Genomic DNA, 12,329 nt, shown 5'->3' with positions numbered 1-12,329 from the left:
CGATGCCGGACCAACCGACGATCGCCGTCATCGGCGCCGGCATTATGGGGAACGGGTTGACGACGCACTTCACGCTCGCGGGGTGCGACGTCACGCTCATCGACCACCGACAGTCGAACCTCGACGAGGCGGGTGCCCGGATACTCGACGCCGTCGAGTTCCTCCGTGACGCCGCCGGTGTCGACGCGGACCCCGACGACGTGCTCTCTTCGATCGACCTGACGCTCGACCAGGACGAGGGCGTCGCGGACGCCGACATCGTCATCGAGAGCGTCTCCGAGAACCTCGAAATCAAACACGAGATCTTCGCGGACGTCGCCGCGGCAGCGCCCGACGACGCGGTGCTCGCATCGAACACGTCGAGCATCCAGATCTCGAACATCGCCGAGGCGGTGCCGGAGGCCGCTGACCGCGTCGTCGGCTGTCACTGGTGGAATCCGCCGTACCTGATGCCGCTCGTCGAAGTCGTTCGCGGCGCGGACACCAGCGACGAGACCGTCAAGCGCGTCGTCTCGTTCGTCGAGTCCGTCGACCGGAACCCGATCGTCGTCAAACGCGACGTCCCGGGGTTCGTCTGGAACCGCATTCAGTTCGCGGTGCTGCGCGAAGCCATGCACATCGTCGACGAGGGCATCGCGTCCATCGAGGACGTCGACGCGGCCGTCCGCGACGGCTACGCGCTTCGGACGGCCGTCGTCGGCCCGTTCGAGACCGTCGATCTCAGCGGCCTGGACCTGTTTCAGGCCATCTCGAACGACCTCTACCCCCACCTCAGCACCGACGACGAGGCGAGCGACCTCTTTGACGAGTACATCGATGCCGGCCGGAACGGCGTCCAAGACGGCGCCGGCTTCTACGAGTACGACCAGTCGCCCGACGCCGTGCTGGAGGAACGCGATCGTACCATCCTGGCGCTGCGCGAGGCTCGAGGCGAGTTCGTTGGCGCAGACGACGGCTGATAAACGGTATCAACCGTCGAAAAAACGGTATCTCACTCCTGCCGGCGCTCGCTGGCGGGGCATTTTTCCGCTCTCGTGTGCGACTAGAGAAGAGCTCGATTCGGGTCGTCAGTCCTCGACGCGCTCCTCGACGAGCTCGATCGGCATCCCGGGGACCTCGCTCGGTTCGACGAACGCGCGAACGTAGGGACCGAGCCCGTCTACGGGTTCCTCGTCGTGCATGGGGTAGCCGGCGTCCTCGAACGTCGCCATCGCTGCGGCGATGTCGTCGACGACGAACGCGACGTGGGACTCGGGCTTCGCGACGAGTTCGTCCAGGAGATCGTCGAGGTACGTGCCGCGTTCGTGGCGGCAGATCAGTTCGGTCCGGTACTCGGGGAGCTCCACGAACGCGACGTCGACCTTCCCGTCGACGCTTCCGGAGCTCGTGACGGTGCCGTCGAGCACGTCCTCGTAGAACGCCTTCGTCTCCTCGATGTCGTCCACGATCTGTCCGACGTGGTGTACGCCCTCGAACATACCCGTGATTCCACGCCAGCCCACTTGAGAGTTCCCACGGGGGACCTGGTTTTATGTCCACTTGTCGCCACAGTAATGTATGGCAGACGAACCCAGCAAGCAGTCGGGAGCGACGCTCGCGGAGTACGATCTCTTCATCGACGGCGCCTTCCAGGAGTCCACGGGTGACGAGCGCATTACTGTTGGGTCGCCGTACGACGACGAGGCGTGGGCGACCGTCCCGAACGGGACCGAGGCGGACGTCGGCGTCGCGGTCCAGGCCGCCCGCGACGCGTTCGAACGCGAGTGGCGCGACACCCTCCCGAGCGACCGAGCGGTAGTCCTCCACGAGATCGCCGACGTCTTGGACAAGCACGACGCGGAGCTCGGCGAACTGGAGACGCGACAGAACGGGAAGCTGCTCCGGGAGATGAAACCACAGATGAACGCGGCGGCGGAGTGGTACCGCTACTACGCGAGCCAGTGCCGGACGCTCGAAGGGCGGACGATCCCGGTCGAGAACAAAGGTGGCGACGTCCTGAACTACACGACGCGTGAGCCCCTCGGGGTCGTCGGCGCGATCACACCCTGGAACTCGCCGCTGTTGCTGCTCACGTGGAAGCTCGCGCCCGCGCTCGCCGCCGGGAACACGTTCGTCCACAAGCCCAGCGAGGAGACGCCCGTCAGCGCGCTCCGGTTCGCCGAACTGCTCGCGGCGGAGACGTCCCTCCCCGACGGCACGTTCAACGTCGTCCCGGGATACGGCGAAGGCGCGGGGACGGCGCTGACGGACCACGAGGACGTCGACAAGCTGTCGTTCACCGGAAGCACGGCTGTCGGTCGTCAGATCGCGAGCACCGCGGGCGAGCGCCTCACACCCGTTTCACTGGAGCTCGGCGGGAAGAATCCGAACGTCGTGTTCGCTGACGCCGACCTCGACAACGTCCTGAACGGGATCGTAAAGGGCATCTTCGCGGCGACGGGCCAGACGTGCGTCGCCGGCTCCCGCGCGCTCGTCCACGAGGATGTCTACGACGAGGTCGTCGACAGGCTCGTGGACCGGGCGGCGGCGATCGAGCTCGGCGACCCCCTTGAGGAGTCGACGCAGATGGGGCCGCTCGCGTTCCGGAACCAGTACAAACGCGTGAAAGGCTACGTGGACCTGGCTGTCGAGGAGGGTGCGACGGTCGCGTACGGCGGCGAGCAGCCGTCGAGCCAGCCGGGGACGTGTTTCATCGAGCCGACCGTCCTGATCGACGTCGAGAACGACATGCAGGTCGTCCAGGAGGAGATATTCGGGCCGGTTTTGGCGGTTATCCCGTTCGCCACCGAAGCGGAAGCGATCGCGCTCGCGAACGACACGGATTACGGGCTCGCGGCTGGCGTCTGGACGAATTCGGTCGCAAAAGCTCACCGCGTCGCAGACGGGCTCGAGGCGGGTACCATCTGGGTGAACGAGTACCGAATGGTGTCGTACGCGTCGCCCTTTGGCGGGTACAAGGACAGCGGTATCGGTCGCGAGCAGGGCGAGGAGGGCCTGGAGGAGTACATGCAGACCAAGAGCGTCTGGATCGACCTCTCTGAGGAGGTGTCAGACCCGTTCAGACTCGGGTGAGTGGTCGATCACCAACGGCGAACGGTCCGGTTACTCTTGTGGCTTGACGACCTGTTTCCCAAACGCCGACCGGTCGCCGATCGCGGCGAAGGCGTCGGTAATATCCCCGAGTGCATACGTTTCGCCGACCGCGGGCTCAAATTGACCGGCCGCGAGCAGGTCAACGAGGCGAGCGAGGTCGACTTGGGTCCCCATCGTGCTCCCGATGACGCGCTTGTGGTCCCAGTAGAGGTCGCGAATGTCGATCTCCGAGCGGCGGGAAACCGTCCGCCCGCAGATCACCATCTTGCCGCCGCGGTCGAGCACCTCGAGACCGAGCGCCGTGTACTCGCCGCCCAGGTGGTTGAGGGTGACGTCGACCGGGCCAACGGCCTCGACGCCCTCGCGGAGTTCCTCGACATCGGCGGACTGGATCGTGTAATCCGCGCCGAGCGCGGTCAGGTGGTCGACCTTCTCCGCGCTGGTCGACGTCGCGATCGAGCGTGCGCCGCCGGCGTCAAGCAACTGGACGGCGGCGACGCCGACGCCGCCGGTCGCGCCCGGGACGAACGCGAGGTCTCCGGGTTCGACGCCGGCCCGCCGGATCATGTGGTACGCGGTCATGTACGCGATCGGGAGGGCGGCGGCGTCCACGAGGTCGACGGCGTCCGGAACGTGGACGAGACGCGTGGCGTCGACGCGCGCGAGATCGGCGAACCCGCCGTCGTAGATACCGAAGTTCTCGCAGCGGTTCTCGGCGCCGTCCCGGCAGAACCGACACGTCCCGCACGACTCGACCGGGTTGAGGACGACGCGGTCGCCGGGCGCGACAGCGTCGACGTCGTCGCCGACTGCGTCGACGACGCCAGCGACGTCGGACCCGCCGACGTACGGCAGGTCGTCTTCGGCGACGCCCTGGGCGCCCTCTAGGTTCCAGAGGTCACGGTGGTTGACGCTGCAGGCCTCGACGCGCACGACGGCCTCCGCCGGCTCCGGTTCGAGGGCAGATAGGTCTATCACTTCGATCGTACCCGACTCTCCGAGCGACGTGTATGCTGCAGCTTGCATGGCATCCCGTACACGCGACCGGTCGATAAAGCTAGGGTGTCGCGACAACGCGAATCGGCTCCAGGCCAGCGTCGCCGTGCCGCAGACGACGACGGATCACTCGATGCGGTGCGTCGGTTCAGTCCTCGAGCCAGTTCGGTGAGTGCCGCGGCGGAGCGAAGACGTCGATGGCGAGCATCTCCTCGTCTCCTTGGTTCTCCGCGGCGTGGACCTCGTGACTCTTCAGCCAGTACGACTCCTCGGGGCCGGCGGTGACCTCCTCGCCGTCCTCGAGGATGAACGTCTGCTCGCCCTGGTAGACGAACCCGAGCTGTTCGTGGTGGTGCTCGTGCTCCGGCACGTGTCCGCCAGACGCCATGCGGACGTGTTGGATACTCATCTCTTCGCCGCCGGCGAGCTGCGCCAAGTACACACCGGGCTTCACCTCGACCTCGTCGGACAAGTCGTTGGTAACCAAGTCCATACACGCGCATTGCGAGCCAGCAACATATCGCTACCGCCCGTGACAGACCGGTGCGCCCCAGTTGCAAGTCGACGCGAACGTAACCCGCGGATCAGAGGATGGTAAACCCGCCGTCGACCGGTAGCGCCACGCCGGTCACGAACGCGGAGAGGTCCGACGCCAGGAACACCGTCGCCTTCCCGACGTCCTCCGGGGTGCCCCACCGCCCGAGCGGGAACTCCTCGCGAGCGGATTCCGCGCGCTCCTCCGGGTCGGTCATCTCCGCGATGCGCTCGGTCTCGGTCGCGCCCGGACAGACGGCGTTCGCTCTGATCCCGACCGCACCGCCCTCGTATGCGACGTGCTTCGTCAATCCGATAACGCCCCACTTCGAGGACGTCTAGTGTGCGCCAGCGAGGAGGCTCACGCGGAGGCCAGCCGTAGACGCGATGTTAACGATTCGGCCGCCGCCCTTGAGCTCGTCGTAGGCCGCCGCCATGCACTTCTGGACGCCGCCGAGATTCACGTTGAGCACCTGGTTCCAAGACACCGAGTCGATTTCCTCGTACGAATCGGGAGTGATGATTGCAGCGTTGTTCACGAACACATCGATCCCACCGAATGCGTCGACAGTGTCCTTGATTATGAGCGCAGCGTCCTCCACGTCCGTAACGTCACCAGGGACTGCGAGCGTACGGGTGTCAAAGGCGTCCGCGAGGTCATCGGCCGTCGACGCTGCCGTCTCCCCGTTGATGCCGTTCACGGCGACATCGAAGCCGTGTCTCGCCAGTTCCGTCGCGATCCCTCGGCCGATGCCACGACGGGCGCCGGTAACGAGCGTCGTATCTCCGTCTAGCAGTTGCGCCGCCGACCGTTTCGTTTCTCGCGTTGCTATTTAGCTGTACTGTCGATCCGGTGCGCTCACGAGCGAAAACCGGTGCGCGAACCGAGACTGGAGCCAGCGTCTCGCGTGCCAGTCACGAGCAGCGGATATCGTCCAAGGAAGCGACTCGACAACAAACGCTCCAAAAGAGGGGGTCAGCTACGCGAATCCAAATCTCTCAGGGAGGTACAGCACGATCTCGGGGACGAAGATGATCAGCAACAACACAGCGACGAGTGGGATGTAGAACGGCCCTACACCGCGGATGATGTCGAGCAGGTCTAGCTCCGTCACCCGCTCGAGGACGAACAGGACGACGCCGAACGGCGGCGTGATCAGCCCGATCATGAGCGTGATCATCATCACGATACCGAACACCAGCGGGTCAATACCGAGTCCGGGGAACGTCGGTGCGAGGATAGGGACTGTGATCAGAATGATCGCGAGCGTCTCCATGAACGTCCCGAACACGATGAGCACGAGCACGAGCAGCAACGTTGCAACGAGCGCGCTGTTCGAGACTGAGAGCAGTCCTTCAGTCAGGTACCGCGGGACCCCCGATATCGTAACGAGGAACCCGTACAGGTTCGCAAGTCCGATGATCAGAATAAGCGCGGCCGTGTCCACGAACGTAGTCTTGACAACGTCGTACAGCGACTCTGCGTCAAGCGTTCGGTAGTAGAACAAGCCGAGGAAGATGGCGTAGACGACGGCGACGACGGCGGATTCGGTTGGCGTGAATACGCCAAAGATGATACCACCGACGATGATCACGGGCGCGACGAACGCTGGAACAGCGCGAAGTAGCGTTTTGAGCAGTTCCCGCGCGTTGTACGCTTCGCGCGACGCGAACCCTTCACGGATCGCAATGAAAGTGACCATCACCATCAAGGAGATCCCCATGAGGATGCCCGGAATGATGCCAGCGATAAACAGCGCACCGATCGAGACCTGCGCCATCACGCCGTAGACGATCATGGGGATGCTCGGCGGGATTATTGGTCCGATCGTTGAGGATGCAGCTGTGATCCCAGCCGCGAACTTCGGTTCGTAGCCGCGTTCGGTCATTGCCCTGTACTCGATCGTGCCGAGCCCAGCTGCGTCCGCTACGGCCGCACCACTCATACCCGAGAAGATCATGCTGACGACGACGTTGACGTGACCAAGACCACCGGGGAGGGGGCCGACAGCCTCTTCGGCGAAGTCGAAGATGTCAGATGTCATTCCGATGGCGTTCATTATCCGTCCGGCGAACAAGAAGAATGGGATGGCGAGGAGGACGAACGAGTTCATCCCCGAGTACATCCGTTGTGCAATGACCTGCGCGTTAAACGGTGGCCCTATTGGGAGAACCATCACGACGACGGCGCTCAGTCCGATGGCGTATGCGACCGGGACCCCGAGAACATAGAGTCCGAGGAGGACGAAGACGAACGCTGCTGTCAGCATGAGCAATTCAGTCATTCGTCACTCACCCCCTTTCCGTCCGAGATACCGAAGTCCTCGTCGGGGATATCGGGTTCCACGTCTTTCGCCGTGATCGGTGCTTCATCGGATTGCCACATGAGGATAGTCTGCTCAATGGCAAACAATATCACGATCATGAACATGACACCAAGAACCACATGCGCGTACCCGACAGTCAACCAGTTGATGGTTGCGAGCGTCACGCCGAGCGTGCGGTCCGTCACCTGATCGACGGCGTGGATGATCAATATGGAAAATACAATGATCATGATGTTCGAAAACGTGATTAGTATCTTCTGTGCGACCGGTGGAAGGAGCCGGAACAGCGGGCGGATAGAGATGTTGTCGTCGTTCCGCATTGCGTAAGGCGCGCCGACAAAGACCATAATCACCAGGAGGTACCGAGCGAGTTCTTCTGTCCACACCGTACTAATCCCAATACCGGAGTACCGCATAAGGATCTGAAAGGCCGCAAGAATGGTGATGATGACGAACAGTGCCATCCCAGCGAGTACGGTTCCCTTCTCCAAGTAGTCGAAGAAGCATGCTATTCTTGAAAATGGCTTGAAGTCGTTCATAAATAGATGGCTGTTAGTGGAACGTTGGCGGGTCAGGCTAGGTCCTGTACGTCCTGGAAGGACGGCTCCCAGCGCTCATCGAAGAACCGTTCGAGCTGCGGAGTTCCTGCGTCCACAAACGCTTGCAGGTCAACCTCTTCTGCACGAGTGATGACTGTACCGTGTTCCTCCTCGGCTTGCTGGAGGAGGTCGTCAACTTCGTCTCTTGTCGTCTCGTTCGCCCAGTCAATGGCCTCTTGGAGGCTCTCCTGGATGACATCCTGGTCGCCACCGGAGAGGTCCTGCCAGATATCCTCGTTGATGAGCCAGCCGAGACCCTGGAGAAGATGTTGGGTCTCCGAGAAATGCGTCTGAACCTCGTAGAGGCTTGTGTCCATGAACTGCTGAATTGGACCTTCAGATGCCTCAACAACGCCGGTCTCAAGTGCAGAGTACAGCTCGTCGAAGGACACGGGGGTTGCATCCACACCGATCTCCTCCCAAGTCCTGACCCACGTTTCGAACTGCGGCAGGCGCATCTTGACACCCTGTACGTCGTCGGGATGCTGAACGACCATGTTTGAAGTTGTGCCACGGAGCCCACGGAAGGACTCGCTGAGTTGGCGCTGGTTCCCCTGGCTGATGATCTGCGAGTTGAACCCGCCGTCACTGTAGGTGAATTCGTCCTGCATCGCCTGGAAGTGCTCCCAGCCCTGAGCGACGAACGGAGCTTCGAGGAATCCATATTCGGGGCCGTATGCGGCTGCAACCGACGAGATGCTCGTCCCGTGCATGTCGACTGTACCGGATGCAACTGCTTCGATTTGATCCTCTTCGCCACCGACAGACGCAGCGAGAACATCAAATGTAATTCGGCCGTCGGTCTCGGATTCAACGTTGTCTGCGAATCGACTCGCAAGCCGGGTTTGCGTGTGCTGGGGGTTGAACGGTGTTGCAATGGTGAGATCTCTGCTTTCTCCGCCGCCATTGCCGTCACCACCGTTGTCATCGCCACCGTTGTCATCGCCACCGTTGTCATCGCCACCGAGGCAACCTGCTAGGCCAGTGATCCCGACTGCTGACCCTGCACCGATTGTTTTAACGTAACTACGGCGACTGGTTGGTGATACCATACCATCCACCTTGCTGACTTAGTACATAAATATACTGTATTAAGACTCATTTTCTCTAACCCAAAGATTTATATAGGGCATAGTCATGGTCTGTCACACACTGGCGCAAATAGCGTCCGGTACCAACGGGACTTCAGATATGATCAATATTCATGCCAAACTAGTCGACTTAGACGGACCAATCGACGTTGGAATCATTGGAGCTGGACTATTCGGAACGAAACTGATGGACCAAATCGCGCGCGTGCCGGGAATGAGAACCGTCGCCGTGGCAGACCTGAACCTTGACGCCGCACAGGACTCACTCGAAGAAGCCGGGCTTGACCGAAGCGGGACCCGAGTGACGGGCGTCGAGAGCATCGACCAAGCGATCGCGGACGATTCGATCGCGCTCACCGACGACTCGATCGCACTCACGGAGTCCGGGGTCGACGTTGTCGTCGAATCGACCGGCATACCCGAGGCCGGTGCCCGCCACGCGTACAACGCGATACAGGAGGGAAAACACGTTGTTATGGTGACCGTTGAGACGGACACCGTCGTCGGTCCAATCCTGGCTGAAATGGCCGAAAGCGCAGGCGTGACGTACTCCCTCGCTTACGGGGACCAGCCTGCACTCATCGTTGAACTGTACGATTGGGCGCGAAGCGTCGGGATGGACGTCGTCGCCGTCGGGAAGGGTAATCCGTATCGCGAGGAATACCGCACCGGGACACCGGACGACGTTTTCGAGCGGTACGGGTTCGAGGAGTCGTTCGTCGAGGATCACAACCTGAATCCGCGGATGTACAATTCGTTCCTGGATGGGACGAAGGTCGCGGTCGAGATGTGTGCGGTCGCGAACGCGCTCGAACTCGAACCCGACGTCCCCGGGATGCACCTACCGACCTGCGAGATTCCGGATATCCCGAACACACTCCGTCCCGTGGAAGACGGTGGCGTCTTGGAGGGGACGGGCGTTGTCGACACCGTGAGCACGCTTCACCCCGACGGGACCAGTGTCGACCACAGCATCAGTTTCGGCGTTTTTGTCGTCACCTCGACACCTAACGCCGCCGTCGCCGAGTACATCGAACAAAACAGCGGCGATGGCCTCTACGTGTCCGATGACGGCCAATATCAGGTTTTCTACCGACCGTACCACCTTCCTGGTGTCGAGACGACGATCAGCATCGCTACCGCAGCGCTGGATAACGAACCGACCGGTGTCGCTCGTACGAATGCCGCTGAAGTGGTCGCTGCTGCCAAACGCGATCTCGACCCCGGCGACGAGCTCGACGGTGGCGGCGGGTACACCGTCTACGGGACGCTAGAGACCGCGGACCGTGCAGCACGCAACGGGCACGTTCCGTTCGAATTACTCGACGGGGCAGAGGTCCGCGAGGCAGTTCCTCAGGACGACGTCATCACGTACGACGACGTCCGCATCGACGACACGTCGTTCATCCACACGCTCCGGCAACTGCAGGACGAACGGTCGGTCGAGAGATAACAGAGACCGAGTAGAGGCCCGGCCCCCGACTGTGGCGTGCCGGCGCCGACAGCGGAGACAGTACACTGTGGCTCGTCCCGAGCAGACCGATAGACGTCCACGTCGGTCATCGACAGGTTCCCTTCAGCCCTCTGCAGACCCACAATCAACCGTTCAATATTTATATTTCCTCGTCATCGATTCCTTCCATGGTAATTCTTGTCGTAGTTGGTGGTGGCGAAGACAGCGAAGATGTCGCGGAGACGATCACCGTCGCGGCGGACATGGCACGGGTGTATGAAGAGGAACTGATCGCGCTCAACGTGATCTCAAACGACGAATTCCTCAAGGAGCAACAGGGAAAGACGTCTATCGCTGACGTCAGGTCCGAACCGATCGAGCGCTACGAGAACGAGGCCGCCGCCCGCGCGAAGACGCTCGTGGAAGGGGTTCTTGACGACCCGACGAACGTGACGTACATGGGTCGGGTCGCCGACCCGGCGGACGGCATCGTCAAGGTCGGACAGGAGGTCGACGCGCGATTTATCGTCATCGGCGCTCGCCGGAAATCACCGGTGGGGAAGGCGATCTTCGGGTCGACCACCCAGTCGGTCCTCCTGAGCGCGGACCGACCCGTCGTTACGGTAATGGAAGAATGACGCTTCCGACGAAGGGCCCGGACCTCCCCAGCGCGGACGTGACCGAGGCACCGGAACGCGCACCCCCGCGGGCGATGTTTCGCGCGATAGGTACGACGACGACCTGAGTTCGCCGCTGATCGGTGTCGCGAACCCCGAGTTCTTAGACCACTAGTCTCGGCCCCTTCGAGACCGTCTTTTCCGAACCCGACAGACAGGCGCTGGAATCGTACTCCGAGCGGTTTGGGGAGCGGAGGGGTCAGCGTGTCGGACGCACATGTATATAATGAATGTTCACCAGAGTCGAATTTGCTTGTGAACATACCGCAAGATCGTTCTCGAGGAAATTAGACAGTGTCACCCAAAGATGCGGCGAACCGCCTGCGATGCACCGCCTGCACACGATTCCCGTCGATATGTCCACAGTTGCCGTTCTCTGCTCAGAAACTCCGTCCGATCCTCCTTCCACCTCCTCGACAAGGAAGCGCCTACAGCGTACCGCCACCACCTCCGTCGATAGCCTGTTAAACGCCATACACCCCCGTAATAAGCGCGATTCACCAGAGCCGAACACATATCTACACAGCACGTTGACTGTTCAATTACAAAGATAGAGAGCAAACTGCGTCCAGAGATGCTGCCCGGACGATCGTCGCAGACGAAGATAGCGGATAGTGACTAATATTACAGACGTACTATTGTAATAGTCAACATCGCGTTAGGAATCCGATCGCCTCGACGACAGCTCGGTCACTGTAGCGTTTGACGACAGCGAGACTAGTCGTAGAACGACTGGATGTCATCCTCGAACTGTTGTTTAACGTCGCGGATGGCGTCAGCGAACTCCTCTCGGAGCTTGTCCTCACCGATCCGATAGGCCGGCCCTCCAACGCTCAGTGCGCCACAGACCGACGAGTCAGGGCGTTTCACGGCTACGCCGACAGCGGACAGCCCATTAAGCATCTCCTCGTGGTTGAACGCCAGACCGGTGCGTCGAACCTCCTCAAGTTCCTCGAACAACGTTTCCTCGTCCGTTATCGTTCGATCGGTGTACGCGGGGAGTCCCCACTCTGAGACGACTTCTGAGACCTCCTCCTCGTCCATTTCGGCTAGGATTGCCTTCCCAACTGCCGTGGGGTGCATGTGGAAGACGTTTCCAATGTCGTACGCCGGGTCGGGTGCTGGGCTGGCGCCGTTCAGCACGATGACCTGGCCGTGTTCCTCCACGCAGAAGTTCGCGCCCTCGCTCGTGGTATCGGCGAGACGTTCGACTTTTTCCTGGGCATACTGGTACTCCGGTTTCCGTTGTCTTGTGAAGTTCCCGTAGTGCAAGAACTGCAGCCCGATGTGATACTCGCTGCCCTCTTTGACGATCAACTGATTCGCCTCGAGCGTCTTCAGGTGCCCGTGGACGGTGCTGTTGGCTAACCCGAGCCGCTCGCTGATTTCTGGCATCGTCGCGCCGTTAAGCTCGACCAGCAAATCGAGGATTTCAAAAGACGTCTCGGTCGTCTGGAGTCTTCGTGACATTGCACTAAGGTAACGCGTAACACTCTAAGGTGTTAAAGGTTCGGTTCTCGTGAATTCAAGACTGTTCGGATGTTAAAAATCCGGAAAAC

The 12,329-nt window shown here is 61.3% G+C and carries 11 protein-coding genes and 1 pseudogene; 4 read left to right on the top strand and 8 right to left on the bottom strand.

Translation table 11 applies throughout. From position 1 onward, the window contains the following. The first annotated feature begins 2 nt into the window (after nucleotides 1-2). Nucleotides 3-959, top strand: coding sequence for a 3-hydroxyacyl-CoA dehydrogenase family protein (locus ACNSN4_RS13865; protein WP_418286434.1), 957 nt, complete (start codon nucleotides 3-5; stop codon nucleotides 957-959). Between the two features lie 108 nt (nucleotides 960-1,067). Here ACNSN4_RS13865 and ACNSN4_RS13860 read toward each other — a convergent pair whose 3' ends face one another. Further along, entirely contained in the window at nucleotides 1,068-1,478 is a 411-nt protein-coding gene (locus tag ACNSN4_RS13860) for a VOC family protein (RefSeq protein ID WP_418286433.1), read from the bottom strand. 79 nt (nucleotides 1,479-1,557) lie between these two features. On the opposite strand from ACNSN4_RS13860, the gene ACNSN4_RS13855 reads away from it, so the two are divergent. Then, nucleotides 1,558-3,072 carry an aldehyde dehydrogenase gene (locus tag ACNSN4_RS13855; RefSeq protein ID WP_418286432.1) on the top strand — a complete coding sequence of 505 codons (1,515 nt, stop codon included), beginning with the start codon at nucleotides 1,558-1,560 and terminating at the stop codon, nucleotides 3,070-3,072. A 30-nt stretch (nucleotides 3,073-3,102) separates the two neighbouring features. On the opposite strand, the gene ACNSN4_RS13850 is transcribed toward ACNSN4_RS13855, so the two are convergent. The 6 genes and pseudogenes from ACNSN4_RS13850 to ACNSN4_RS13825 form a co-directional block, all read right to left on the bottom strand. Then, nucleotides 3,103-4,119, bottom strand: a complete 1,017-nt coding sequence (locus ACNSN4_RS13850; protein WP_418286431.1) for an alcohol dehydrogenase catalytic domain-containing protein — start codon at nucleotides 4,117-4,119, stop codon at nucleotides 3,103-3,105. Between the two features lie 118 nt (nucleotides 4,120-4,237). Beyond that, nucleotides 4,238-4,582 (bottom strand): cupin domain-containing protein, encoded by a 345-nt coding sequence (locus tag ACNSN4_RS13845; protein ID WP_418286430.1) that lies wholly within the window; start codon nucleotides 4,580-4,582, stop codon nucleotides 4,238-4,240. Between the two features lie 91 nt (nucleotides 4,583-4,673). Further along, nucleotides 4,674-5,420 (bottom strand): annotated as a pseudogene (locus ACNSN4_RS13840) (SDR family NAD(P)-dependent oxidoreductase). Between the two features lie 183 nt (nucleotides 5,421-5,603). Then, nucleotides 5,604-6,908 carry a TRAP transporter large permease gene (locus tag ACNSN4_RS13835; protein ID WP_418286429.1) on the bottom strand — a complete coding sequence of 435 codons (1,305 nt, stop codon included), beginning with the start codon at nucleotides 6,906-6,908 and terminating at the stop codon, nucleotides 5,604-5,606. Next, nucleotides 6,905-7,489 (bottom strand): TRAP transporter small permease, encoded by a 585-nt coding sequence (locus ACNSN4_RS13830; RefSeq protein ID WP_418286428.1) that lies wholly within the window; start codon nucleotides 7,487-7,489, stop codon nucleotides 6,905-6,907. The genes ACNSN4_RS13835 and ACNSN4_RS13830 overlap by 4 nt, the downstream gene beginning before the upstream one ends. Nucleotides 7,490-7,521: 32 nt before the next feature. Next, complete coding sequence (locus ACNSN4_RS13825) at nucleotides 7,522-8,601, bottom strand: TRAP transporter substrate-binding protein (protein ID WP_418286427.1); 1,080 nt, start codon at nucleotides 8,599-8,601, stop codon at nucleotides 7,522-7,524. A gap of 85 nt (nucleotides 8,602-8,686) precedes the next feature. On the opposite strand from ACNSN4_RS13825, the gene ACNSN4_RS13820 reads away from it, so the two are divergent. Together ACNSN4_RS13820 and ACNSN4_RS13815 are read left to right on the top strand one after the other, a co-directional pair. Then, on the top strand, nucleotides 8,687-10,093 hold the full coding sequence (locus tag ACNSN4_RS13820; RefSeq protein ID WP_418286426.1) for an NAD(P)H-dependent oxidoreductase: 1,407 nt from the start codon (nucleotides 8,687-8,689) through the stop codon (nucleotides 10,091-10,093). Nucleotides 10,094-10,281: 188 nt separating this feature from the next. After that, nucleotides 10,282-10,731, top strand: coding sequence for a universal stress protein (locus ACNSN4_RS13815; protein WP_418286425.1), 450 nt, complete (start codon nucleotides 10,282-10,284; stop codon nucleotides 10,729-10,731). A gap of 756 nt (nucleotides 10,732-11,487) precedes the next feature. Here the strand turns inward: ACNSN4_RS13815 and ACNSN4_RS13810 are convergent. Beyond that, the gene (locus ACNSN4_RS13810; protein WP_418286424.1) at nucleotides 11,488-12,240 is read right to left on the bottom strand and encodes an IclR family transcriptional regulator; all 753 of its coding nucleotides are present in this window, start codon (nucleotides 12,238-12,240) and stop codon (nucleotides 11,488-11,490) included. Nucleotides 12,241-12,329 lie beyond the last annotated feature (89 nt).

Source organism: Halorubrum marinum, from assembly GCF_048381195.1.
Classification (GTDB): domain Archaea; phylum Halobacteriota; class Halobacteria; order Halobacteriales; family Haloferacaceae; genus Halorubrum.
Note: the sequence above shows the minus strand (reverse complement) of the source record. Positions and strands in the feature narration are given on the sequence as shown.